The organism is Flavobacterium granuli (genome assembly GCF_900129705.1).
Taxonomy (GTDB): domain Bacteria; phylum Bacteroidota; class Bacteroidia; order Flavobacteriales; family Flavobacteriaceae; genus Flavobacterium; species Flavobacterium granuli.
Window position 1 is genome coordinate 1 of the sequence record NZ_FQWO01000008.1, and the last position, 26,241, is coordinate 26,241.

At 38.2% G+C, this 26,241-nt stretch carries 18 protein-coding genes and 1 pseudogene; all 19 read left to right on the plus strand.

The window, feature by feature from the left end; all coding sequences use genetic code 11:
- Positions 1-218: pseudogene (locus BUB25_RS10975) on the plus strand (KilA-N domain-containing protein); the annotation flags it as partial.
- Between the two features lie 866 nt (positions 219-1,084).
- The gene (locus BUB25_RS10980) at positions 1,085-1,327 is read left to right on the plus strand and encodes a DUF6364 family protein (RefSeq protein ID WP_072944247.1); all 243 of its coding nucleotides are present in this window, start codon (positions 1,085-1,087) and stop codon (positions 1,325-1,327) included.
- Positions 1,327-1,734 (plus strand): type II toxin-antitoxin system VapC family toxin, encoded by a 408-nt coding sequence (locus BUB25_RS10985; RefSeq protein ID WP_072944250.1) that lies wholly within the window; start codon positions 1,327-1,329, stop codon positions 1,732-1,734. The genes BUB25_RS10980 and BUB25_RS10985 overlap by 1 nt, the downstream gene beginning before the upstream one ends.
- A gap of 731 nt (positions 1,735-2,465) precedes the next feature.
- Positions 2,466-3,068, plus strand: coding sequence for an RNA polymerase sigma factor (locus tag BUB25_RS10990; RefSeq protein ID WP_072944253.1), 603 nt, complete (start codon positions 2,466-2,468; stop codon positions 3,066-3,068).
- 281 nt (positions 3,069-3,349) lie between these two features.
- Positions 3,350-4,576 (plus strand): FecR family protein, encoded by a 1,227-nt coding sequence (locus BUB25_RS10995; protein WP_072944256.1) that lies wholly within the window; start codon positions 3,350-3,352, stop codon positions 4,574-4,576.
- Between the two features lie 156 nt (positions 4,577-4,732).
- A complete protein-coding gene (locus tag BUB25_RS11000) occupies positions 4,733-8,203 on the plus strand; it encodes a TonB-dependent receptor (protein WP_072944258.1) in 3,471 nt (1,156 codons plus the stop codon).
- A 20-nt stretch (positions 8,204-8,223) separates the two neighbouring features.
- Positions 8,224-10,227 (plus strand): RagB/SusD family nutrient uptake outer membrane protein, encoded by a 2,004-nt coding sequence (locus BUB25_RS11005; protein WP_072944260.1) that lies wholly within the window; start codon positions 8,224-8,226, stop codon positions 10,225-10,227.
- Between the two features lie 386 nt (positions 10,228-10,613).
- Positions 10,614-11,450: a hypothetical protein gene (locus BUB25_RS11010; protein ID WP_072944262.1), complete on the plus strand. Its 837-nt coding sequence runs from the start codon at positions 10,614-10,616 to the stop codon at positions 11,448-11,450.
- A 224-nt stretch (positions 11,451-11,674) separates the two neighbouring features.
- Positions 11,675-12,382, plus strand: coding sequence for an SMUG2 DNA glycosylase family protein (locus BUB25_RS11015; RefSeq protein WP_072944264.1), 708 nt, complete (start codon positions 11,675-11,677; stop codon positions 12,380-12,382).
- Between the two features lie 282 nt (positions 12,383-12,664).
- Positions 12,665-13,804 (plus strand): DegT/DnrJ/EryC1/StrS family aminotransferase, encoded by a 1,140-nt coding sequence (locus BUB25_RS11020; protein WP_072944266.1) that lies wholly within the window; start codon positions 12,665-12,667, stop codon positions 13,802-13,804.
- Between the two features lie 198 nt (positions 13,805-14,002).
- Positions 14,003-15,970, plus strand: a complete 1,968-nt coding sequence (locus BUB25_RS11025; protein WP_072944268.1) for a polysaccharide biosynthesis protein — start codon at positions 14,003-14,005, stop codon at positions 15,968-15,970.
- A 261-nt stretch (positions 15,971-16,231) separates the two neighbouring features.
- Positions 16,232-17,308: a calcium:cation antiporter gene (locus BUB25_RS11030; protein WP_072944270.1), complete on the plus strand. Its 1,077-nt coding sequence runs from the start codon at positions 16,232-16,234 to the stop codon at positions 17,306-17,308.
- A gap of 153 nt (positions 17,309-17,461) precedes the next feature.
- Entirely contained in the window at positions 17,462-17,821 is a 360-nt protein-coding gene (locus BUB25_RS11035) for a DUF2200 domain-containing protein (RefSeq protein WP_072944272.1), read from the plus strand.
- Positions 17,822-17,915: 94 nt separating this feature from the next.
- Positions 17,916-18,383 carry a hypothetical protein gene (locus BUB25_RS11040; protein WP_072944274.1) on the plus strand — a complete coding sequence of 156 codons (468 nt, stop codon included), beginning with the start codon at positions 17,916-17,918 and terminating at the stop codon, positions 18,381-18,383.
- Positions 18,384-18,732: 349 nt separating this feature from the next.
- A complete protein-coding gene (locus tag BUB25_RS11045) occupies positions 18,733-19,116 on the plus strand; it encodes a hypothetical protein (RefSeq protein ID WP_072944276.1) in 384 nt (127 codons plus the stop codon).
- Between the two features lie 299 nt (positions 19,117-19,415).
- Positions 19,416-20,498, plus strand: a complete 1,083-nt coding sequence (locus BUB25_RS11055; RefSeq protein ID WP_072944281.1) for an efflux RND transporter periplasmic adaptor subunit — start codon at positions 19,416-19,418, stop codon at positions 20,496-20,498.
- 27 nt (positions 20,499-20,525) lie between these two features.
- The gene (locus BUB25_RS11060) at positions 20,526-23,690 is read left to right on the plus strand and encodes an efflux RND transporter permease subunit (protein ID WP_072944284.1); all 3,165 of its coding nucleotides are present in this window, start codon (positions 20,526-20,528) and stop codon (positions 23,688-23,690) included.
- Positions 23,683-25,116 (plus strand): TolC family protein, encoded by a 1,434-nt coding sequence (locus BUB25_RS11065; protein ID WP_072944286.1) that lies wholly within the window; start codon positions 23,683-23,685, stop codon positions 25,114-25,116. The genes BUB25_RS11060 and BUB25_RS11065 overlap by 8 nt, the downstream gene beginning before the upstream one ends.
- A 267-nt stretch (positions 25,117-25,383) precedes the next feature.
- Complete coding sequence (locus BUB25_RS11070; RefSeq protein ID WP_072944289.1) at positions 25,384-26,124, plus strand: AAA family ATPase; 741 nt, start codon at positions 25,384-25,386, stop codon at positions 26,122-26,124.
- Positions 26,125-26,241 lie beyond the last annotated feature (117 nt).

The window sequence follows — 26,241 nt, forward strand, 5'->3', positions numbered from 1 at the left end:
CCAAGCAATGGCGAGAAGTAAATCCCGATTTGAAAGGTAATATCCGTGACTATGCGACAATCAACGAACTGATTTGTTTGTCAAATATGGAAAATATAAACGCTGTTTTCATCAACGAAAAAATTCCACAAAAAGAACGATTGATAAAACTGAATAAAATTGCAATCCAACAAATGGGTATATTGCAGGACGTTGAAAAACGGAAACTATTAAAATAGCAACAAGAATAGTCCATGCTTTTGGTGGCACATTTGCAATTCGCTCCAACCAACCGCACAAAGCCAAAATTGCAAAAGAGCCAACGCAGTACGAAAAGGAAAAAACCAAAGCGATAAAAAGAAGGGAGGTCTCATAACAGTTAGAGTTGCGTGCGCAGCACGAACAGCCGAGTCCCGATAATTATCGGCATGAGAAGTGGGTTGTCGGTTCTCAGTTGTGAGTCGTGAGAAGTGAGTTGTGAGAAGTGAGTCGTGAGTCGTGAATCGTGAGTTGTGAGAAGTGAGTTGTCGGTTCTCAGTTATCGGTTGATTCCGTCACTTCGAGTGATTTTATAAAATAGCGATAGCCTTTTTATAAAATTGTATCGAGAAGTCGGTTGTGGGTTATGAATCGTGAATCGTGAGAAGTGAATGCCTAAGCAGGGTTCTCGATACATTTTTGGTTTAAACTTGATTGTCCTTTAATTCCTGATTTTCAAAACCAAAAACACTCGAACTGACGACTGTAAAAATCGAAATAACTTCCGTCACTTCGAGGCATAATTTGTATTCTAAAAAAAGCAATATGATCTGACATCCACAGTGTCACCTCGAGCGGAGTCGAGCGGCTTCGATGTAAAAAACGTCAATGGTAGTTGTGAGTCGTGAGATGAGTGTTCAGTCTCGGGTTGTCGGTTGTGAGAGTCAAGAAGCAAGGTTATCGTTGTTTGCCCATCGTTAACCGTCTATAGGACAACGAATATCGTATATCGAACTTCGGATATCGTTTCCCTAGCTCAGGAGGCTTGCGGGTGACGGAAATATATTTGGTTGAATATTTTCTTATTACGTGTGTTTTTATTAATTTTACACGTAAATTAATTATTATGAATACGAAACTGACATTAAATATCGACCAGGATGTAATTGAAGAAGCAAAATTCTATGCTAAAAGCAATAGTGTGAGTCTTTCGAAGCTTATTGAAAATTATCTTTTGTCTTTGACGAAAAAAAATACGGAAAAAACTAAGGTGAGTCCGCTAGTGGAAAGCCTTACCGGGGTTATTTCTCTTGAAAGCGAAGATTACAAAAAAGAATATTCGGATTACTTATCTAAAAAATATTCTTGATGGATAAAATATTAGTTGATACGAATATCGTTTTAGATTTACTTTCTAAACGAGAAGAATTTTATAAGGAAGCGCAAGAATTATTTACTTTATCGGATCACAATAAAGTTAAGCTTTATATTTCTTCTTTGACAGTGGCTAATACTCATTACTTATTAGCTAGAAATTATAAGTTGGATCAAGCCAGAAAAATTCTGATCAAGTTTAAAGTTTTGGTTGAGGTCTTAGCTCTAGATGATAAGATTTTGGAATTAGCATTAGTTTCTGATTTTAAAGATTTTGAAGATGCGATTCAATATCATACCGCATTGGAGAATGAATTGGATTTAATTATAACACGAAATAAAAAAGATTTCAAAAAATCAATTCTTCCCGTTTTGACAGCAAAAGAATATTTGAAAAAGTAAGGGGGGGTGAGATGTGAATCGTGAATCGTGAGTCGTGAGTTGTGTCCTTCGACAAGCTCAGGATGACAGTGAGTTGTGAGTTGTGTCCTTCGACAAGCTCAGGATGACAGTAAGTTGTGGGTTGTGATTTTACGAGAGAATTCAGAATATAGAGAATATGTAGTGGGTCAAAGGGGATTTTTTCTTCTTTGACCTTTTTTTTTGGTGAGACGTGAATGTCTAAGCAGGGTTCTCGATACATTTTTGGTTTAAACTTGATTGTCCTTTAATTCCTGATCTTCAAAACCAAAAACACTCGAACTGACGACTATAAAAATCGAAATAACTTCCGTCACTTCGAGGCATAATTTTTTACCAAAAAAAGCAATATGATATAACATCCACAGTGTCACCTCGAGCGGAGTCGAGAGGCTTCGATGTAAAAAACGTCACTTCGAGTGATTTTATAAAATAGCGATAGCATTTTTATAAAATTGTATCGAGAAGTCGGTTGTGGGTTGTGAGTTAGAAGAGAGCAAGCAGATCAGTTTGTATTGTACTACACTAGTTGTTTGTTAATTATTGTATTCGCATATTTTTTATGAAAATAAGGACTTTAGTCTTGTTTTTTTAAGATAAAAAAATAATTATTAAATTATTTTAAAAAGCATAGCTACGGAATGTAAATTTGTTTATTTTTGAGTTTTGGAAGTTTAACATAGGCAATTACAAATAAATAAGCAAACTTTATTTTGGATATAAATAATGATATCGATCTTTTAGAAGGCTTTAGGAATGGCAATGAGATTGCGATCCGAAAGTTGTATGTGCTTTATTATCGTCCGCTATGTTATTTTAATCAAAAACTGGTTCATTACTCACAGGAAGCGGAGGATATTTCTACTGAAACATTTTTAAAACTACTACAAAAGAAAGATGACTTCGATAATCTTTCGGATATAAAATCGTTTCTTTTTACAGCCTCCAGAAATGCTTGCTATGATTTCTTGAGGAAGGAAAAACGGCATCATAAATCGCATCAGAAAATTATAGCTTTATCACCTTTCGAAGAGTCCTTTGGTGAGCAGGAAATGATAACAGCCAAAGTGCTGCAGACTATTTATGCCGAAATGGAAAATTTACCCAATCAATGCCAGCAGGTTTTTAAATCGATCTTTATAGAAGGCAAAAGCACGGCGGATATTGCTGCAGAAATGGAGATAAGCCCTCAAACTGTTTTAAACCAAAAGACCAAAGCTTTGCAGAAAATTAGATTGGCTTTGCATCATGAAAATATGTTTTCAGCCGTTTTATTGATGAATACGCTGTCTTTGATGTTGTATAAGCAAAGCTGAGGCATAGAGAAAACCAAATAGCTTTTACTGTATATTTCTCAATCTATACAGTAAAAGCCACAATCTATTCATTCATTCATTCATTCATTTTAGGATAAATGTTTATTACAATCTGTTGTTTAAAATCATAAAATACTGAGCTTATTCAGTATTTTTTTTGTTTTTAAAGGGCTTATTGTTAGCTATATATGAACTATTTTAAAAAAAAATGATTTCTAGGATGGTTAAAAAAACATTTTGCTCGTGTTAGTCTTGTATAATATTAAACCAAAGGGAAGCTTATGCCAAAAATACAACCTCAAATAGATGAGTTAATAACCAAGTTTCTGAATGGGACACTGGACAACAGTGAACGTACTGTTCTTGAAGATTGGGTTAATGCATCAGATTCCAATAAAAAAGTATTCGAAAATCTTAGCAACAAAGAATGGGTTGCGACTGAGTTAGAAAAAATATATGGATTTGATGAAGATGCCGGTTGGGAAACCATTGCAACTTCCTTGAATTCTAAAAGTGAGGGTGGTTTGATAAGACCGTATTCGTATTGGATGAAATGGGTTGCTGCAGCTGTTGTTTTAATTACGTTAGCGAGTAGTGGTTATTGGTTTTCGATTTTTAGCGGCAGTGATGAAGCATTGGTTGCCAATTTATCGCAAGAAGAACGTTTTGGTAAAGACATCAAGGCTCCAGAATCGAATAAGGCGATTCTGACTCTCGGGGATGGAAAGAAAATTGTTTTGGAAGAGGTGTCAAAAGGGAAGCTGGCTACCGATGGTGATGTTGAGGTAACAAAAACAGACGATGGGCAAATAATTTATAAAGGCAAAAAAGAGACTAGATCTAATGTGGTAAATGAAAACACCTTATTTGTTCCTAATGGGAGTAAGCCTGTACGATTAGTATTGGCCGATGGAACCGAAGTCTGGCTCAACAGCGGTTCCTCATTGACTTACCCTTCTCAATTTGTAGGGATTGATCGAAAAGTGAAAATGACAGGTGAGGTTTTCTTTGATGTGGCCAAAAATCCAGCTAAGCCATTTAAGGTAATGGCCAGCGGGCTTGAAACCCAGGCATTAGGAACGCAATTTAATATTAATGCTTATGCCGACGAGTCTATTGCTAAAATTACCCTAATTGAAGGAAGTATAAAAGTAGAGCGCAAGAAAAATAAAGGCATTGCAGATCATTTGATTGTTAAACCAGGACAGCAGTTATTGGGAGCAGAAGCCTTGAAATTAATTGATAATGCTAATATTGATGAAGTGATGGCCTGGAAAAAAGGACAGTTTTATTTTGAGGGAGCGAACATCCAAACCATCATGAGTCAGATTTCTAAATACTACGATATTGATGTAGTATATAAAGGAAATATCAATTATTCATTTGTCATGAAAATATCAAGAACGGTACCCATTTCTGAATTGTTGAAAATAATGGAGCTGACTGATTTAGTACGTTTTAAAATCGATGGAAATAAAATTACAGTAATGGAATTCAATAAAAAATAAAGGCAGATTCTTTTTTTTAGTTCCTTGCCGTAAACAAGAAAGTTGGGTTTTTCCTAAAAAAAAAGCCGGAAAGTGTTGGTCGCACTTCCGGCAAAATAGGGGTTAGCTCAATCATACAAGTGTCACAAGTATTAATTATTAACCAAAACCAAAGTTATGAATTTAAATTCAATTCTACAGCCTTCGCCTATGCGACGAAAGCTGAAATTTAAAACAGCATTAAAGATGAAAATAACCACCGTCTTACTGTTTGCAGCCAGCTTGCAAGTTTGCGCTATTGGAATGGCTCAAAAAGTCAATCTTAGATTTAAAAATGAAAACATGTTGACCGTTTTTCGGGAAATCGAAAAGCAGACTAATTATAGTTTTGTGTACGGAGAAGAACAATTGGCAGCTGCTAAAAAAATTAAGCTTTCATTGCAGAACGAGAAATTGGAAGTGGCGCTGGCTCTTATTTTTAAGGATCAGCCACTAACTTATACCATTAAAGGGAATCATATTATACTGAAGGAAAAAGAAATTATTCCTATTACGGTAGTGCAAAAGCAAATCAAAGGTAAGGTTGTCGATGAAAAGGGGGTGCCTTTAGTTGGAGCCACAGTACTTTTGAAAGGTACTAAAAAGTCGGTGGCAACAAATTTTGATGGTGATTTTACGATTGAAGTGCCTGATTTAAAAAGTACTCTAGTTGTGTCCTATACGGGATATGTATCTAAGGAAGTGGCTTTGGGTAATGGAACAGCTTCTATTGTAATTCAGTTGCAGGAGGAGAATACGACTTTGAATGAGGTAGTGATTGGTTATGGTAAGCAAAAAAGTGCTCAAGTGGTTAGTTCAATTTCTTCGATAAAAGGGGAACAATTGCAGTTGCCTGGGCGAAGTCTTAACAACTCATTGGCTGGGCGTGTCGCCGGTCTTTATGCAATTCAAAGAAGTGGGGAACCAGGTTATGACAATGCCGAAATTTATATTAGAGGGATTAGTTCTTTTGCCGGTGGTACCAAGGCATTAATCCTGGTGGATGGTGTGCCTCGTAACATGTCAGATATCAGCACTGAAGAAATTGAGACATTCACCGTATTAAAAGATGCTTCTGCAACTGCGGTGTATGGTTCTGAAGGAGCGAATGGTGTTATTCTTATTACCTCTAAAAGAGGGCTTAATCAAAAGACCGCCATTGATTTCAGGATGGATAATTCCTTCAATAGCCCAACCCGAGTGATGCCTTTTTTAGGTTCAGGTGACTGGTTGCGATTGTACAATGAGGCAAAATGGAATACGGAAGGGAATCCTAATACGTCATCATTTATTCCGTATAAAACGGATGCGCAAATTGCTTTATATGAAAGCGGGGCAGATCCGGATTTATACCCAAGTACAAACTGGATGGATATGTTGAAAAAAACGGCTACAAATCAAAAATATTCTCTCAATTTCAGAGGAGGGGGAGATAAAATGCGCTTTTTTGTAGGGACTTCCTATTACAATGAGGAAGGGGCATTTCTATCTAATCCGGTTGATTATAATGAATTTAATAAAAATATCAAATATGATGTAAATATTGGACTTAAAAGATTTAATCTTAGATCCAATATTGATATGGACATATCGGAAACCACTAAATTAAGTGTGGATTTATCCGGTCAATACCTTACCACTAATTATCCGGGTACTGGTACGAGTACTATCTTTCAATCGATGATGCGTTCAGCGCCCCATTTGATTCCCATGATCTATTCTAATGGGTATCCGTCCAGATTTAATGCAGGAGGCAACTATGCCAATCCCTATACGCAACTCAATTTTAGAGGTTATGCCAAGGAATATAGGGTATCGCTGCAAACGAATATAGGATTAGAACAAAGGTTCAAAGCCATACCAGGTTTAATATGGAAAATCAGAACAAGTTTTGATTCCGATTTTACATCAGTAGTTAATAAAGTAAGAAACCCGAGCGAGTATTTTTCTGATTCCAGGGATTTGAATGGAGATTTGATCATGAAAAAGGTTATTAATGGGGCGAATACAGCTACAGAAGAGACAGGAGGAGGATTTGCCGGCGGGAACAAAAGAATCTACATGGAAACCTCTTTGGGCTATAGTAAGAAATTAGGGGAAGATCATGTGCTTTCTGGTTTATTTCTATTAAATCAAAAAGAAAGCCAAGTACAGGGACAACCTTATCCTTACAAGAAGCAAGGAGCTGTGGGGAGATTGAGTTATGCCTATGGGAACAAATATTTTACCGATGCCAGTTTTGGTATTACAGGTAGTGAAAATTTTGCACCAGAAAATAGATATGGCTTTTTCCCTGCATTCGGCTTGGGTTATATGCTGACAAACGAATATAAAATAGGTGATCTAATACAATCCGTTGGAATCCAGACATTAAAATTACGTGTCTCTTATGGTAGAACCGGTAATGATCAGGTTTCTAATACAAGATTCCCTTATAAAGAAAACTTAAACTGGTCCGGGACCACACTTAATCTGGGGATTACTTCGTCAGGGGGAACTAATTCGTCTGGTAATTTAATATTTGAGAAACAGGCTTTTAATCCAAATATTCGTTGGGAAATAGAAGAAAAAAGAAATGTTGGAATTGACATTACGGCTTGGCACAATGCCTTAAGTTTTACCGTTGATTATTTTGACAACCTAAGACATGATATTTTATTGCAAAGAACTACGGTAGGTCAGGCGGCTGGTTTGCAACAAAATCCTTTCGAAAATTTTGGAAAAGTATCCAATAAAGGGATTGATGCCAGTTTGAATTTTAACAAAAAGATAAATGACTTTGGTATTGGAGCTACAGGGACATTTACGTTTGCCAGAAATAAAATAATAGAGATGGATGAAATCCCTAGAGCTGAATGGTATCAAAATTCTACGGGAACGCGATTGGGCATGGTTGATGGATGGGTTGCCGAAAGACTTTATACTAATGATGATTTTGATATTGTCACTAATGCTGTAACAGGAGCTAAAACATATAGTTTAAAAGCGGGATTGCCAATATCAAGATTAGGTAATGTATATCCGGGGAATATTAAATATGCGGATTTGAATGGAGACGGACTAATTAATGAATTTGACTGGACCAAGCATGTAGCTGGAGCTAAACCGTCTAATCCTGAAATTATTTATGGTTTTGGTGTAAACGCTGATTATAAAGGCTTTTATGCAAGTGCTTTTTTTCAAGGTGTTGCTAATGCGACGGCTTATTTAGACCCTAGTTTTATGATTCCTTTTGCGGGATCTGATCCACTGACCACTTCCACCAAAGGTTTTTCATTGGATAGATGGACAGAAGAAAATCCAAACCCAAATGCTTTGCTTCCTCGTTTGCAAATAAACAATACGAATCAATCCGATATCAGAAGAAGTTCTTGGTTCCTGAGAGATGCCGGTTTTTTGAGATTGAAAAATGCAGAAATTGGTTATAAATTAGAGCGAAAACAATTGGATTTTTTTGGATTTACTGCGGCCAGAGTTTATGTCTTGGGAACCAACTTGACTGTTTGGGATAAAATTAAGTATTGGGATCCTGAGCTGGGAGGCTCACAGGGAGGTTCAGCCTATCCTATTCAAAGGACTATAAACATAGGATTAGATGTAACATTTTAATTAACAAAAAAAAAAATCAAATGAAAAAATATACTATTTCCCAATTTTTAATCGTACTGGTTTCCTTTTTTGGGCTATCCTCTTGTACCGATTATTTGAGTGTTGAGGACGGTTTTTCGGCCTCGGATTCCAAAGATTACATCCTTACCGATCCAGCGCAATCGCGAAGATTTCAAAGATCCATTTACCTTACGATGCCCAATTATTCTGATTATGCAGCAGCTGCTTCTGGCGGGCTAGGCAACCCTTGGGCTTCGATGAGCGATGAATTAAGCAACAATGCCAATGGGACATTACAAAATATCGGAGTGCAGGGGTATACCTCATTTTCTGCAGCTTCCCATCGCTGGCAAGCGCTTTACAGAACAATCCGAACAGCCAGTATTTATATTAGAGATGCTAAAATTATTGGTAAAGTGGGGGATCCGGACTATGTGAGTGAAGCCGAATTAAAAAGTCTTAAAGCAGAATGCTATTTTATGAGAGCCTACTCTTATTATCTTCTTTTGGAACAATACGGTCCGGTTCCCGTTTTAGAGGATATAGCCAGTGCTTCAGATCCTAATTCCGATTATGAAAGGAATTCAGTTGACGAGGTAGTTGCTGCAATTGAGAAAGACTTAGCGATTGCCATCACGGATCTTGATCCTACAAGAACTTCCACTACTGTAGCAAGTGGTTTTGAAGAAAGCCGTTTGGCAATACCCACTGTAGGGGTTGCCTTGGCAGTTAGGGCAAAATTATTGGTTTTAGTAGCATCTCCTTTGTACAATGGAGGTTTTGCTGAGGGAATGGCTTTGACAAACCATGACGGGAAGAAATTATTCCCTCAAAATTATGATGCAGGCAAATGGGTAAAAGCCAAGGATGCTTTAAAAGATTTGTTAACCTATGCCGATGCAGGAAACTATCAACTATACAAAAGTGCCTCCAATGACCCTAATCTTAATATTTATGAATTATTTCAAAAATACAACAAAGAAATCATTTGGGGTAACCCTGTACAAAGTTGGGGGACTGTTGAAGCCGCACAAACGCCAAGAGACATCACCGTTGTCGCTGGTGGCAGTAATGGCTCTACCCTTGGTGTAACCCAAGAAATGGTAGATGCTTTTTTCATGAAAAACGGTTTGGCTATTACTGATGCCGGTTCAACTTATGAGGCAACAGGTTTTACAAACGTGTTAAACCCTGCTACCCGATTTGTGAAAAGTGGCGTAACAGTCTATATGACGGATTCTAATGTTTTAAAAGCATACGCCAATAGAGAACCACGTTTTTATGCTGCTGTTACTTATCAGGGAAAAAGCTGGCATGATGTAGTTTCTAACCCAAGTTTGCAAGGAACCACTCCAGCCACATCTAAAGTAACCAAAGTTTTGTTTGCCAGAGATGTTCCTTCATCTAAGGCTCCGGCACCTTTACCGGGCTATGGCGGAATTGCAAACAATGACAATCGATTAGGCGGGTTCCCTAAGACGGGTTATTTATGTTATAAAAACTCCAATAGAACGATTCATCCTACTGTAGCATCAGGGATTAGAAGTGTTTTTAGACCTTCGATTATCTTTCGTTTGGCAGATTTTTATTTATTGTATGCAGAAGTTTTAAATGAAATTAATCCAGGTGATCCGGACATTGTTAAATACATTGACCTTGTGAGAGAAAGAGCTGGTATAGCCGGTTATGCCACAATGCAGACTAATGGAACCAAAACAGGAGTAATAGGCAACAAAAACGCCATGAGAAATGCTATTATTGCTGAAAGAAGAGTAGAATTATTTACCGAAGGTCAACGTTATTTTGATGTGCGTCGTTGGATGATAGCTGATAAACCGGAAGGAATGCAGGGAGGGTTTTTTACAGGAATGAATATGGATGGTAATGCCAATGATTTAACTTTTTTCCAGAAGATAAATGTTGATAATGCACCTAGAAAATTTGACAGGGCTATGTATTTGTACCCAATTCAATTATCTGAGATTACAAACAGCAGAAAACTGGTGCAAAATCCAGGTTGGTAATTTAATGCATTAGGTTCCTTATTCAATAAGTTAGTAGCTTAGTGTTTTCTAAAGGAGTTGATCAAAATTTATTTTGATCAGCTCCTTTTTATTTTGTAATTCTAAAGGACTATAAGGATCCGCTGCAAAGTTTCTGATTTTGCGCAATCTTACTATTGTATTGCAAACGAAATCGTCCTAAAAGTCTCCTGACTCAAAAAACGTTTTTATTAAAAGTAAAAACAATACATTTTTGATGTATTTTTATTAAAAAGTTCTAGATGAAATAGGCTTAGCTAATTAGAAATCAAACATTGCCGCATTTCATAACAGCGACAGTGTTGACTGGATTGATATCTTTACTAGACCAGCATACTTTTGTATTATTTAACCATAAAATCGATTAAATGAAGATTAAATTTTTATTATTATTAATGCCATTATTCGCAATAAGTCAATCTAAACCATATTATAAGCAGACTATTACAGCCTATGAAATAAATAAGAAAGACACTATTAATAAGAAAATCTTAGTGAGCTATCTTGACAGCCTAAGAAAGATTATTACAACGGAAAATAATATTTCAAATGCCATATCAGGCAGCATATTAAAAAGCGGAAAAACTCACTCAGTTATTGAAGTTGATACAGATAGATTATATGTTTCTGCAGACATTGATCAAAAAGGCGATACAATAGGGAAATTAATCTACGTATATGATGAGAAAAAAAACAGGACAGAAAATTATCAAATAAGAAAAGCTGATACAATAAATGGACAAAAACGGCTGTATAATGAGTCTGGAAAATGTACAAAACTCTATAACAGACGGAAAGTAGGTCACAAATATTTTTTAAGTACGGAATGGGATTATGATTCTAATGGAAATACCACACAGTGCAAAACCTATAACGAATCTGGAGCATTAGTAGGATTTGATAGATACGAGAATGTTTACAAAAAAAATGAATTTATAACTACCAAATATTCATATTCTAATCACAAAGGTTTCGTAAAAGAATTGAAAGAAATAAAAAAGGATTCTATAACAACTACTTATTTTTATTCCAATAGTGTTGGTTATAATTATGGGATAAAAATCAGTAATGTTGATGGGGGGATGCGTATTCAAGAAGAAGATGAAAACGGAAATATGAAAGAGTTGAAAATATTTGATAGCAATGGGAATTTAATAGTTTATGTGAAGAATTCCGAAATAAGACTTCACCCGAAAAATAAATAAACAGCCACTAATAGCTAGGATTTCGTTGCGTGCGCAGCACGAACAGCCGAGGCCCGATAATTATCGGCATGAGAAGTGGGTTGTCGGTTCTCAGTTGTGAGTTGTGAATCGTGAATCGTGAGTCGTGAATCGTGAGTTGTGGGTTGTGAGTTGTCTGTTCTCGGTTGTGATTTTACGAGACAATTGAGAATATAGAGTTAATATCAGAAAAATGCCAAAAGCTTATGTTAAAAACCTTTGCTGATAAAGTGATTGATTTCAACCGTCATTTAGACTATTCGGCTGGGTTGCCAAATGGTTTTCGTGTATTGAATCCTTATTTGGATAATTCAGAGACTATGGAGGTGATGCAACAGTTTTATCATAAATATTATAACGATTGTGATCGGCGAAAATTTATTATAGGAATTAACCCAAGCCGTCAGGGAGCAGGAGTTACGGGTGTTCCGTTTACCGATACCAAGCGGCTGGAAAGTGTTTGCGGCATCAAAATGCAGTCGGTTCATACACATGAAATTTCTTCGGTATTCATGTATGATATGATTGCTGCCTATGGTGGGGTACACGATTTCTATAAAGAATTTTATATCAATTCTCCGTTTCCTTTGGCTCTGGTTCGGCAAACCAAAGAGGGCAAATGGTTAAATGCCAATTATTATGATGATCCAACTCTTTTTGAAATGCTAAAAGAATTTATAATTGTTTCTTTAAAAAACCATATTGGTTTGGGACTGGACACTTCAGAGGTTTATGTGCTGGGGAAAAAAAATGCCAGTTTTATCGATAAGATCAATAAAGAAGAAAAGTTATTTGAACGCATGCAAGTGCTGGAGCATCCGCGCTACATCCAGCAATACAAATCCAAAGAAAGGCAGTTGTATATTGATAAATATATTTTGACATTGCAAAATATTAAAAGAGGCAAGGAATAATTGATACTTTTTGATCTAAGGCTATTCTGCCGCCAGACGGGCTGATTTTTTGATCTAAGGCATTTTGCGGTTAAAATTCGCTTTGATAGCTATGGCGAACTTAGGCTGTACACCAAATTAAAAACTATTTTTAGTTTTATTTAAGACCATATTTCCGCCAAAATCAGGACAATTTTTTAGGAGACTAGGGCAATTGAGTTGGCGCAGAGAAGGGGTGCATCGTTTGAGTATTTTTATTATTTTAGCATCTAAGCGTTATTGCTTTCTTAAAATTTTCCGAGGATGCATAAAGATAGGATTTGGCTTTCGTCCCCTCATATGGGGGGGAGTGAACAAGAGTATATTAAAGAAGCCTTTGATGCGAATTGGATTGCGCCTGTTGGTCCCCATATTGAAGCTTTTGAGTCTCAGTTGGAGCAGTATTTGGTTTCGGGCTCTGTTGCGGCATTAAATTCAGGAACCTCGGCCATTCATTTGGGATTGATTCTTTTGGGCGTTGGAGTGGGGGATAGGGTAATTTGTCAAAGTCTTACTTTTGCGGCTTCTGTCAATCCGATATTATATCTTGGGGCGGCAGCTGTTTTTATTGATAGTGAGTCAGAAACATGGAATTTATGCCCGATAGCATTAGAAGAGGCTATCGTGGATCAAATAAAAAAAAACAAAAAACCCAAAGCCATTATTGCAGTGCATCTGTATGGTGTTCCTTATCAAGTGGAGGCCATTAGGGCTATTGCTGATCGCTATGGAATTCCTCTTTTGGAAGACAGTGCGGAAGCTCTTGGGAGTCGTTATAAAGGACAGGCCTGTGGCAGTTTTGGAGATGTAGCTGTCTTGTCCTTTAATGGGAACAAAATTATAACCACTTCAGGCGGGGGTGCTCTGGTGTGTGGCACAAAGGAATTAAAAGAAAGAGCTATTTTTTTAGCTACTCAGGCTAAAGAAAACAGTCCGCATTACCAGCATAATGAAATAGGGTATAATTACAGGATGAGTAATATCTGTGCGGCTATTGGTCGCGGTCAAATGGAAGTAGTAGACGAGCATGTAGGCTTGCGCAGAAAGATGCATGCTTTTTATGTGGATTTATTCAAGGGCATTGAGGGGGTAACTGTTTTTAGCGTCCCCAATGAAGATTATTTTGCGAATTACTGGTTGAGTACGATCTTAGTTGCGGCTAATGCCGAAAAAGGAATTGATCGAGATGCTTTGCGACTGGCTTTTGAAGCGGCTAATATTGAATCAAGACCCTTGTGGAAACCGATGCATTTGCAACCGGTTTTTGAGCATTTTCCTTATTATGGAGGGCAGTTGGCCGAGCGTTTGTTTGAGGAGGGATTGTGTTTGCCTTCGGGATCTAATTTGACTGATGAAGAAAGAGATCGGATTGCAGTGACAGTGAAGGCTTTTTTTGGTCAATAGTCCGTGAGGCGTTGTCGGTTGTTGATTGTCTTTTTTTGTTTGTGAAGTAGGTTGATTCTAAAGGAACTAAGGAGGGGTGTTTTTTAAAGAAGATTTTTTTTTTTGAATTAAATTAATGCCATTGTGTTTTTTTAAATTTTTTAGGATTATTTTTGGTAAATTAAAGCCAATTTATTTTTTAACCTATACCTAAGCATTTTGAGTAGTCATAAGCATCTTGATCCATCATCTAAGGCCTCTGCTTTTTTTTCCAGAGCCAACTTACGATTTAATATCCACAGTCTGGGTTATCTGCCGCGGTGGATTATTGTGATCATGGATCTCACCGTTTTGGTTGTTGCTTTCTTTTTTACTTTTTTGATTTTCAGGGGTACAGGTTTGGATTATATTTTGACAGCAGACAGTGGTTTGTTTGTCACCGCTTTGTTTGGTGTAAATTTATTTTTCTTTTGGTTGTTTCGAACGTATTCCGGTATTATCCGGCATTCTTCCTATATTGATGCGGTTAAGCTTTTGTTTTCGCAAATGTCTGTTTTGGTATTGTTCTTAATTTTAAATTTTTTATTTGAAGTTTTTTATGGTTCCAAGGCTTTTTTGAATACCGCTTTTTTTATCAATATGGTGTTGTCTTTCTGTGGTTTGTTTTTATATCGGGTTGTTGTGAAGCAAACTTTTGAGCATTATATTGCTGAGAAAAACGATGTTAAATTGATTCGTACCCTCATCTATGGCACGGATGCGAATGCCATTTCGGTAGCGAACGCTTTGAAATTAGAAAGTCCAAGCCGTTTCAAGATTGTGGGATTTGTGGACAGAAAAAATCAAAATTCGACCAAGCGAATGTTGGACCTGCCTATTCTGGTTCAGAAGAAAAAGTTGCCAACGCTGATGCGATCCGTTGGAGCCCAAGGAATTATTATAGCCGATAAGGGCTTGAGTAAGGAAGAGCAGATGGTTATTGTGGATCAGTGTTTGGAGTTTAACTACAAGGTGTATATAGTGCCTGGGATTACCGATTGGGAAAATCAGAAGGAAATTTCGAAAAAAGTAAAGAATTTACAAATTGAAGATTTGCTGGAAAGAAAGGCGATTGTATTGGATGGTAAGTCGATTTCTAAGCAGTTGAAGGATAAAACCATTTTAATTACCGGAGGGGCGGGTTCTATAGGGAGCGAAATTGTAAGACAGGTATTGGGTTTTAACCCTAAAAAAATTATTATCCTGGATCAGGCCGAGACCCCTTTGCACCATCTTTCTTTAGAGATTGAGCGTGTCGTTTCTGATTCAGAAATACACAGTGTAGTTGCTGATGTCAGAAATAAAGTGGCCTTACGTCATGTTTTTGAGAGCTACCGCCCACAGGTTGTTTTTCATGCTGCGGCCTATAAGCATGTGCCTTTGATGGAGGAGAATCCTTCGCAGGCGATTTTGACTAATATCGAAGGGACAAAAAACCTGGCCGATTTGTCCTGTGAGTACGGGGTTAAAAAGTTTGTGATGGTTTCTACTGACAAGGCAGTGAATCCGAGTAATGTCATGGGAGCCAGTAAGCGGATTGCGGAGAAATACGTTCAAAGCCTGCATTTGAAAAGTAAGGAAGAGCAATGTTTGAAAGCGACTAAGTTTATTACTACCCGTTTTGGAAATGTGCTAGGTTCCAATGGATCAGTGGTGCCCTTGTTTAGCAAGCAGATTGCTGAGGGCGGTCCGATTACGATTACACATCCCGATATCATCCGTTATTTTATGACTATTCCTGAGGCTTGCCAATTGGTATTGGAAGCGGGGGCCATGGGTAAGGGAGGGGAAATCTATATTTTTGATATGGGGAAGCCGGTTAAAATTATTGATTTGGCCAGAAAAATGATTAAGTTGGCCGGATTTGTTCCTGACAAAGACATAAAGATTGCGATTGTAGGCTTGCGTCCCGGAGAGAAATTGTATGAGGAATTGCTCAATGATACTTCAAAGACATTGGCGACCCATCATGAGAAAATTATGATTGCTGAGGATGTTCAGGATGAATTTGACATGTTGCATCGTGATATTGACGAACTGATTGCGATTGCCAATTTTTTTGACAGTGAGGGTATTGTTTCTAAGATGAAGAAAATTGTTCCGGAGTTTAAGAGTATGAATTCGGCTTATGAGGTGCTGGATAATTAGTGAGTCGTGAGTCGTGAGAAGTGAGAATATATGAGGTGGGCCAAAGGAGATTTTTCTTTTTTGGCCCATTTTTTTTAGGGAAGCTGAGTTGTGGGTTGTGAGAAGTGTTCTTCGGCCCTTCGGCTCTTCGACAAAAGCTCAGCTCAGGATGACCGTGAGAAGTGATTGTTGGTTATGGAATGTCGTTTAGAGGGAATAAAAAAGCCAATTTATCGTAAGAATTAGTGTTAAAATATTATTTTAGCCTTATATATAAAAAAAATGAAACAATTACTTCAGTGGACCATCATCATTCCAGTACTGTCCTGGATTCTATTTTTTAGCGGACTTGTGGACAACAGCAGCATCTTTCAAATTATTGCAAGCCTATTGCTTATCCTTAGTGTTATGTCGGCCGTGCATCATTCGGAAATCATCGCAGAAAGAGTAGGAGAACCCTATGGAACCATTATTTTAGCCATATCGATAACAGTCATTGAAGTTTCAATTATTATATCGCTCATGATGTCTGAGGGCTCAGCAGCAGCTTCGCTGGCCAGGGATACGGTCTATGCTGCCACAATGCTTATTCTTAACGGTATTATTGGATTCTGTCTTCTGATAGGAGGGTTGAAACATTATGAGCAGAATTTTTCGGCCTCTTCAGTCACCATTGGATTGGTTTCACTGGTTTCGATTATCGTATTTACATTAGTGTTTCCCACCTTCACAGAAAGTGTTAAGGGATCTTATTATTCGGTACCCCAACTGGTTTTTGCTTCCGGTGCCTGTCTCGTTATTTATAGCTCTTTTCTGTTTGCGCAAACCAGAAGATACAGACAATATTTTCTCACCATTGGAGCCGATGAAAATGAGGAAGTGGCTGAGCCTATACTGATCAATAACAGGGTTTTCTTTACCAGTTTAATTTTTCTTGTGGTGAGTTTAGGCATTGTAGTGTTACTGGCAAAAACGCTTTCTCCTACGATTGAAAGTATTATTGTTAGTTATAGTTTACCAAAAACTTTGGTCGGGGTTGTGATTGCGGCAATTATCTTATTGCCTGAAGCCATTGCGGCTATTATAGCGGCTAGAAAAAACAGACTGCAAACCAGTATCAATTTGGCCTTGGGTTCCGCTTTGGCCAGTATTGGGCTAACCATTCCGAGTGTGGCAGCAGTTTGTATCATGATGGATATGCCGATTATTCTGGGACTTGATATTAAGTCGATTGTTCTGTTGGCCTTGTCCGTCTTTACCGTAATGTTGTCGTTAAGCAAAGGCAAGTCTAATATTGTTTATGGGGTGGTGCTTCTGGTTAATTTATTTGCTTTTATATTCCTTATGATATACCCCTAATCAAAAAAACAGCCACTTGAAAGTCAGAAAAGTCTTTTTTTGGCGAGTATTTTGATATTAAAGCAAAGGCCATTTTTAAAGACTGCTGAGACCGAACTTCTTCAAACAACGGCAATGTTTTTTAATAGATAGTAGTGACTAAATAAATGGAAAATGACAAATAATCAGGATGAACGTATTGCAAAAATGACGTTCGCATCAGTATACCCACATTATCTTGCCAAGGTGCAAAAGAAAGGGAGAACAGCAGAAGAGCTCCATCAGGTCATTGAATGGCTGACCGCTTTTGATAAAAAAAGGCTGGCGCAGCTCATTGAAGAAAAAGCAACATTCGAAGTGTTTTTTCAGCAGGCGACAATACATCCTAATGCGGATCTGATTAAAGGAGTGATCTGTGGCTATCGGGTAGAAGAAATAGCAAATCCATTAACGCAGCAGGTCCGGTATTTGGACCGACTGGTAGATGAGTTGGCCAAAGGGCGCAAGATGGATAAGATTTTGCGGGTTAAATAAGAAATGTCTATTGGTTTGAATGGTATTATTTATCTGATTTATGCGTAAATTAGCATCAGCTATTGCCACAATAATTAACTAAATCTGTTTTATTATGAAAAATCCAGGTCTTTTTTGTTTGCTGTTGGTTTGTATTGGATTCCAAAGCTGTAAAAAAAATGAAAATCCCAAAGTGGTCTCTGTCGAAAAACCGATAAAGGTGCAGTGTTATAGGGCGTTGTATGAAAAAGATACAATTGATTTTAAAATGAATACTTTGAAAGACGGTACCATAACAGGTGATATGGTTATGAAAGTTTTTAATATGCCCAAAAAGCTTGGAGAAATTGCCGGGGAATTTCGCGGTGATACCTTATTTGCCAGCTATACATTTATCGAGGGAACAAATAAAAAAATAACATACAAAAATCCAATGGCCTTTTTAAAGCGAGACGGTGAACTCATTTTAGGCAATGGGAAAATTGAAACGTCTATGGGGGCTTCTTATTTTGTCAAAGGCGTACCTATCGATTTTGAACGGGTAAAGTATAAATTTGCGGCCATAGATTGTGTGGGAGAATAGGGGTTCATTATAAGCGAGCTGTTGTAAAAATCGATGAGTTGTATAGGCTTTGAAGGTTTTGCCACGACTTCATGAATTATAGTTGTTTTTTAACCGCAAAGAGCGCAAAGGCGCTTCGCTTTTTCCTCGATCATTATCCGTTTAGCGGACTAGTTTCAATATTGGCAGAAGGATGAAACAGATTAGGCGGATTTTTGCTGATTTATGTATGTAAATCCGTTTTATCCTTTTAAATCGGTCTCAGCCGTGTTCCATTTTCTACAAATTCAATATTGGCAGACAACTGACATTAAAAAAAAAGTTAAATTTTACAAAACAAAATTACTTTGTCGTTAACTTCGCCCTCGAAATGAGAACAATTGTGTATTACATCTACTTAAGTCTTCTGCTGCTATGTGGCGGGAAACATGTATTTGCGGCCAATAATCCTATCACAACAGTCTGTTCTTTTGATCATAATTTTGCTGAGAAACAAGAATTAAAAATTTCAAATCCCGCTAAGAGCAGTTTGTCGATAGATCAAGCTGACATCGATTTGGATGAAGAATTCCATACGGATTCTAATTCCGCCGATGGAACTGCCAAGCTAGTGGCAACCCTAAGCCACAGTATCTGTTTTAGTTCTCTACATTCGTTTGTTGCTAAGGATTACAGCAATCGGATTAAAATCTTCTCGTCCTTTTGCGGTTATTTCAACCCTATTTACATTAAACAAAGAGTTTTAAGAATTTGATTTATAGCACATCAGTTACCAAAGATGGGATGCTATAGGTTTAATGTAAAGATTTCTATTCACTATTGTTTACACATGCATTATGGTTTATGAACGCCATAGAGCGGGCTAAACTATTTTTATATCCTTTTATTATTGTAGCTGTTTTTTTTGAATTCGTCCAGAATTCAGAAGCAGTTATGATAGCGTCTTTTTTTGACAGTTCAGAATTATACTCTCTGGCAACTGATGGCTTTTTTGTTCAAAAGGAATTGCTCAATTCCGTGCATTTAATCGCTTAATTTCCATTTTTATATATCATGAAGAGAATAATTGTGTTCACAGGTAGTCTTGCCTTGTTGTGTTTAATAAGTTGTACAACTAAAAAAGAAGACAAAGAAACCGCAGTTAAATTTACGGTCACTAATCCCGTGCTTATTGACACTTCGTTTACCAAAGAATATGTTTCGCAAATTCGGTCCGTGCGAAACATTGAAATTCGCGCTCAGGAAAAAGGCTATCTGCAAAACATTTATGTTGATGAAGGGCAATTTGTAAAAGCAGGACAGCTGTTGTTTCGGATTATGCCGGGCATGTATCAGGCCGAACTGCTGAAAGCACAGGCTGAAGCCAAAGCCGCTGAGATTGAATTACAAAATTCTAAAGCATTAGCCGATAAAAACATAGTTTCAAAAAACGAACAAGCTTTGGCGCAGGCCAAGTTAGAGCAGGCCAGAGCCGAAGTAGCATTGGCAAAACTGCATTTGTCCTTTACTGAAATCAGAGCGCCCTTTGATGGCAGCATCGACCGCATTCCTAAAAAATTAGGCAGTCTTATTGATGAAGGGGAGTTGTTGACCAGTCTGTCGGATAATAGTAAAATGTTTGCCTATTTTAATGTTTCTGAACCCGAATACATAGCTTATCAAACGCATAAAAGTGATCGGGGGAGCAGCAGCGTTAGCTTGCTTTTGGCCAATGGGGAACCATTAAAATACAAAGGAAAGATAGAAGTCATTGAAAGTGAATTTGATAACGAGACCGGTAATATTGCTTTCAGGGCAAGTTTTCCTAACTCGGATAAATTGTTGAGAAATGGCGAAACGGGCAAGGTGATGATGCGTGTTCCTGTTAGAGGGGCTTTGATTATTCCGCAAAAAGCGACCTATGAAATACAAGATAAAAAATATGTATTTGTAGTCAATAAGCAGCATATCATTCAATCTAAAGAAATTACCATAAAAGGGGAAATGCCAGATTTATACGTTGTGGATAGCGGAATAACGGCCAACGAAAGGATCGTGCTGGATGGAATTCAAAAAGCCAATGATAAGGATAAGATTCATTATGATTATCTAGATCCAAAAGGAGTGTTGGCGCAGTTGCGATTAAAAGCGGAGTAGTCATTTTAACGATTAAAAAAATATAAAATGTTTAATAAATTTATACAAAGACCCGTGTTGTCGATAGTGATATCGTTAGTCATCGTCTTTTTGGGAGTATTGGCAATGACTGCTTTGCCAATCACACAATTCCCTTCTATTTCACCACCAAAAGTGAATATTACTGCTGATTATCCGGGCGCCAATGGAGAATTGATGGTTAAGGCAGTTGTTATTCCGCTTGAAAGAGCGATTAATGGGGTTCCTGGAATGAAGTACATCACCTCTGATGCCGGTAATGATGGAGAGGCTTCTGTACAAGTGGTGTTTAATCTGGGAACCGATCCGAATCAGGCTGCGATTAATATTCAAAATCGTGTCGCTTCTGTGATCAATAAATTACCTCCATTAGTGGTACGGGAAGGCTTGAAAATCACCAGGGAGGAACCTAATATGTTGTTGTACGTCAATTTATTTAGTAAAGATCCCAAAACAGATCAAAAATTTCTGTACAATTATGCCGATATCAACATTCTTTCTGATTTAAAGCGTGTCAACGGAGTCGGTTTTGCCGATATTTTAGGGAATAGGGATTATGCGATGCGAATTTGGTTGAAACCCGATCGAATGCTGGCCTACAAGATATCAGCCGAAGAAATTATGGAGTCTTTGAGCAATCAAAGTTTAGAAGCTTCACCCGGTAAAACAGGAGAAAGCTCCGGTAAAAGATCTCAGGCTTTTGAGTATGTTTTGAAATATAAAGGGAGGTATACTAGTAAGGAGGGTTATGAAAATATTGTGGTACGATCTAATCCTGATGGCCAATTATTGCGATTGAAAGAGGTAGCCGATGTTGAGTTTGGAAGTTCGATGTATGATATTTATTCCAGTATTGATGGAAAGCCATCAGCGGCAATTACCATTAAACAATCCTATGGAAGTAATGCCAGTCAGGTGATTGAAGATGTAAAAGCGAAGATGCAGGACTTGAAAAAATCTTTTCCCAAAGGCATGGATTATGAAATCAGTTATGATGTATCTAAATTTCTAGATGCTTCAATTGAAAAAGTAATTCACACTCTGGTTGAGGCTTTTATATTGGTGGGATTAGTGGTGTTCTTGTTTCTGGGCGACTGGCGTTCTACTCTTATTCCCGCCATTGCTGTTCCGGTTTCTTTAATTGGTACGTTTGCTTTTATGCAACTTTTTGGGATTACCATTAACCTGATTACTTTGTTTGCGCTGGTATTGGCCATTGGAGTTGTGGTAGATGATGCCATTGTAGTGATTGAAGCGGTGCATGCCAAAATGGAGGAAGAGCATCTTTCGGCCAGAAAAGCGACTAAAAAAGCAATGTCGGAAATAGGAGGAGCCATTATAGCGATTACTTTCCTGATGGCAGCGGTTTTTATACCCGTTGCTTTCATGTCGGGTCCAGTGGGGATTTTTTACCGACAGTTTTCGATTACTATGGCTACAGCCATTATTCTTTCGGGCGTTGTGGCTTTAACTTTGACTCCGGCTTTGTGTGCTTTGATGTTGAAAAATACCCATGGGAAAGCGCGTCCTAAAAACCTGATGAATCGATTTTTGGATGGTTTTAATGCCAAGTTCAATCATTTGTCCTCGGGCTACCAAAAAGTCTTGGGAATCTTTATCAACAGGAGATCTGTTTCGATGGGTGTTTTGTTGTTTTTCTGCGCGGGTATATTTTTCATCAACACCAGTTTGCCGTCAGGATTTATTCCGGGTGAAGATCAGGGGATGTTTTATGCCATTATTCAAACTCCTCCGGGCTCCTCTTTAGAAAGGACCAATCAGATAGCCGAAAAACTTCAAAAAGTAGCTGAAAAAGTAGCCGGAGTAAAATCGGTTTCGGCTTTGGCAGGATATGAAATTTTGACTGAAGGGACTGGTGCTAATACAGGAACTTGCCTAATTAACTTGGAAGACTGGAAAGACCGCCATCAGAATGTGGAAGAAATTATTAAAACCTTAGAGGAAGAAACCAAAAAAATTTCAGGGGCTACCATTGAGTATTTTCAGCCACCGGCTGTTCCCGGTTATGGGGCAGCAGGAGGTTTTGAGCTGCGATTGTTGGATAAGGCAGGTTCTGGCGACTATAAAAAAATGGAAAGCGTCAGTAAAGAATTTGTTGCGGCATTGAAGAAACGTCCCGAGCTGAGTTCGGTGTTTACTTTTTATAGCGCGAGTTTCCCGCAATATATGCTTGATATTGATAATGATTTGGCCCAACAAAAAGGGGTGAGTATCGAGAATGCGATGAATACTTTATCGACCTTAGTTGGAAGTAATTATGAAACCAATTTTATTAAATACGACCGCCAATACAAGGTAATTGTACAAGCTTCGCCTGAATATCGAGCCTTGCCAGAAGATATCTTGAAATTGTATGTCAAAAACGACAGAGACGAAATGGTGCCTTTTTCGGCTTTTATGAAAATGAAAAAAGTATATGGACTTTCGGAAATTACCAGACATAATATGTACAATGCTGCTGAAATTAGTGGGGCTCCTGCTATTGGATATAGTAGCGGAACCGCCATTGAGGTGGTCAATGAGGTGGCGGCCAAAACGCTTCCAAGAGGCTTTGGAATTGATTGGGCAGGTATTTCCGCCGATGAGGTTGCCAGAGGAAATGAAGCGATTTACATCTTTTTAATTTGTCTGGGTTTTGTCTACTTGGTTCTTGCGGCTCAATACGAGAGTTTTATTTTGCCATTGGTTGTTATTTTGTCCTTGCCGGCGGGTATTTTTGGTGCTTTTCTCTGTTTGAAATTATTTGGACTGGCCAATAATATCTATGCTCAGGTTGCTTTTATTATGCTTATTGGTTTGTTAGGAAAGAATGCGGTCTTGATCGTAGAATTTGCCGCCCAAAAACACAGTCAGGGGATGTCAGTACTCGAAGCCGCAATGGAAGGCGCCGTTGTGCGTTTCCGCCCTATTTTGATGACCTCTTTTGCTTTTATTGCCGGTCTGATTCCTATGACTGTGGCTTCTGATCCGGGTAAAATAGGAAATAGAACACTGGGATCTGCCGCAGCGGGAGGAATGTTTATTGGTACAGTCTGCGGGGTATTGATAATCCCGGGTTTGTATTACATTTTTGCAAAAATTTCAGAAAAGCATAAGCTTTCTAAACATGAAGACGAAAATCCATTTACCGAATACTTGAACAACAATGAATAAAATGAAGTTATACCACTATCTTATTCCGCTGGGGATTTGCCTGGCGGCTGTAAGTTGTAAGGCTCCGGAGATTGCCGGGTCTGCAGCTCCTGTAGCTCTTCCCGAATTCTATGGGAACCATAACGACAGCACGAATGTGGCAGCTGTGTCTTGGAGAAATTTTTTCAAGGACCGGAATTTGGTCGATTTGATCGATACGGCTCTAAAAAACAATCAGGAGTTACTGATTACGATGCAGGAAATTGAAATTGCCAAGAACGATATTCGCGTGCGCAAAGGCGCTTTGTTGCCCATGCTTGGGCTAAAAGCCGGAGCCGGGCTAGAGAAGGTGGGAAGGTATACCAGTCAAGGTGCCGGAGATGCTTCAACAGAGATCAGTCCGGGCCATGAAATGCCGGATCCTTTGGGGGATTTTAAATTGGCGGCCTGTGCTAATTGGGAAATCGATATTTGGAAAAAATTAAGAAATGCCAAAAAAGCAGCTCTGAGTAGGTATTTGTCTACTGTTGAAGGCAAAAATTTTGTCTTGACTAATTTGATAGCCGAGGTATCGGAATCGTATTATGAGTTGCTTTTTCTGGATAGTCAAATGCTTGTTGTTAAGCAAAATATTGGCTTACAAAAAAGTGCTTTAGAAATTGTAAAAGCCCAAAAAGAGGCGGCAAAAACAACGGAATTGGCCGTTCAGAAATTTCAGGCGGAAGTATTGGCATCGCAAAATGTCGAGTTGGTGATTCAGCAAAAGATAAGAGAGACCGAAAACAGAATCAATTTTTTATTAGGCCGTTATCCGCAAGAGATTAAGCGAGATGCCAGTGGTTTTTTGAGTTTGACCGCCAATGTTGTTCCGACTGGAATTCCAGCACAATTATTGACTAATCGTCCCGATATCCAAAAGGCCGAGCTGGAGTTGGTTGCAGCTAAGCTCGATGTGAAAGTGGCCCGTGCGGAGTTCTATCCATCAGTAGCTATTTCAGCCGGTTTAGGATTGAATGCATTCAAACCGTCCTATTTGTTTCAATTTCCGGAATCGGTTTTGTACTCCTTAGTTGGCGATATTGCTGCGCCCTTGATCAATAGAAATGCGATTAAAGCCGAGTTTGCGAATGCCAATGCCCGACAATTGCAAGCCTTGTACAACTATGACAAGACTGTTTTGAATGCTTATCTGGAAGTATCCAACCAGCTTTCTAAAATTTCGAATCTGGAAAAAAGCTATGATTTGAAATCCAGACAGGTCGAAGCGTTGCATAAGTCTATTGCAGTTTCAAATGATTTGTTTAAATCGGCCAGAGTCGACTATTTTGAAGTGCTGATGACCCAGCGCGATGCTTTAGAATCCCAATTGGAATTGATTGAAACTAAAAAAGAACAACTCAATGCCTCCGTTTATATGTATAGGGATTTAGGTGGTGGTTGGAAATAAACAATGTGAATCACAAAGCCAGTCCGTTTTTTAGGACTGGCTTTATTATTTAAGGAAATGCTATGTAAAATATTGTTTTTTTAATCAGTTATGTTTCAATCAGTAAATAGGAATAGAGCAAAAAAGTCTTGGCGGTTAGTATTTAGGCCAAGTAAAATAATTTGGCTTGCATTGCGATGAATAGGAATGGATAGCCTTAGCATCTAAGATGACAAAAGAGACGCTATTATTTCTTAAATTTGCCGCCAAGAATTTTTAATTACCACAATGAATATATTTGATCTAATTATCAACGACAAGGAGGTGGTTTCTCTCGATACTGTTTTTCTTAATGAACTGAATCAGAAAAAGATGCTGCAGCTGGTCAAAGAGCATAAGTATGTAGCCGAACTCGCTAAATACGGATTGACAACTAACAATAAAATAATGTTGTACGGGAGTTCTGGTTGCGGAAAAACAACTACGGCCAAAGCGCTTGCAAACGCACTGAATAAGCCCATTCTGATCCTTAATTTGAGTAATGTAGTTTGTGCCCGAATTGGTGAAACAGCTCAAAATATAAAGCAGGTTTTTGACAAAGCAGCCAGAGAAAATGCGGTTCTTTTTCTCGATGAATTTGATCAGATTGCTAAAGACCGCGTGAGTGATGATAAGGATGTGGGAGAAATGAGAAGGTTGGTCAATACGATTATCCAGCTCATTGATTATTATCCTAAAAATGCTTTGCTGCTCTGTGCGACTAACCATCCTGAAATTATTGACAGCGCGCTTTTGAGACGTTTTCAGCTGCAAATCCATTTTGAAATGCCAACTCCGGATATTTTGGATGTTTATTATGATAAATTATTGAGTTCCTTTCCTGAAAATCTTCAAAATATCGAGCGGAAATATGCTATTTCTTTTGCCGAAGCGAAAGACTATGCTTTCACATTGGTCAAATCGGCTTTGATTGATGCATTGGAAAAGCAGGAAAAAATGAATCAAGAAAGAATCGGCAGCCTGTCCTAAATCAGGAAAGCGATTCTTTGTGAATATGAGTAGATATAGGACGCTTTCGATGAAAGCAAAGCGGATAGAACATAGCGGCAGCCAGCGATGAAGCCGTTCTTGTCAGAGGAAGCGGAT

Bases quoted from the DNA above. Each gene is read 5' to 3' on its own strand.
- BUB25_RS11045 (WP_072944276.1), top strand. From the start codon at position 18,733: ATGAGAACAATTGTGTATTACATCTACTTAAGTCTTCTGCTGCTATGT.
- BUB25_RS10985 (WP_072944250.1), top strand. From the start codon at position 1,327: ATGGATAAAATATTAGTTGATACGAATATCGTTTTAGATTTACTTTCT.
- BUB25_RS11020 (WP_072944266.1), top strand. From the start codon at position 12,665: ATGCATAAAGATAGGATTTGGCTTTCGTCCCCTCATATGGGGGGGAGT.
- BUB25_RS11015 (WP_072944264.1), top strand. From the start codon at position 11,675: ATGTTAAAAACCTTTGCTGATAAAGTGATTGATTTCAACCGTCATTTA.
- BUB25_RS10980 (WP_072944247.1), top strand. From the start codon at position 1,085: ATGAATACGAAACTGACATTAAATATCGACCAGGATGTAATTGAAGAA.
- BUB25_RS11000 (WP_072944258.1), top strand. From the start codon at position 4,733: ATGAATTTAAATTCAATTCTACAGCCTTCGCCTATGCGACGAAAGCTG.
- BUB25_RS10995 (WP_072944256.1), top strand. From the start codon at position 3,350: ATGCCAAAAATACAACCTCAAATAGATGAGTTAATAACCAAGTTTCTG.
- BUB25_RS11060 (WP_072944284.1), top strand. From the start codon at position 20,526: ATGTTTAATAAATTTATACAAAGACCCGTGTTGTCGATAGTGATATCG.
- BUB25_RS11030 (WP_072944270.1), top strand. From the start codon at position 16,232: ATGAAACAATTACTTCAGTGGACCATCATCATTCCAGTACTGTCCTGG.
- BUB25_RS11065 (WP_072944286.1), top strand. From the start codon at position 23,683: ATGAATAAAATGAAGTTATACCACTATCTTATTCCGCTGGGGATTTGC.
- BUB25_RS11010 (WP_072944262.1), top strand. From the start codon at position 10,614: ATGAAGATTAAATTTTTATTATTATTAATGCCATTATTCGCAATAAGT.
- BUB25_RS11055 (WP_072944281.1), top strand. From the start codon at position 19,416: ATGAAGAGAATAATTGTGTTCACAGGTAGTCTTGCCTTGTTGTGTTTA.
- BUB25_RS11005 (WP_072944260.1), top strand. From the start codon at position 8,224: ATGAAAAAATATACTATTTCCCAATTTTTAATCGTACTGGTTTCCTTT.
- BUB25_RS11035 (WP_072944272.1), top strand. From the start codon at position 17,462: ATGACAAATAATCAGGATGAACGTATTGCAAAAATGACGTTCGCATCA.
- BUB25_RS11070 (WP_072944289.1), top strand. From the start codon at position 25,384: ATGAATATATTTGATCTAATTATCAACGACAAGGAGGTGGTTTCTCTC.
- BUB25_RS11040 (WP_072944274.1), top strand. From the start codon at position 17,916: ATGAAAAATCCAGGTCTTTTTTGTTTGCTGTTGGTTTGTATTGGATTC.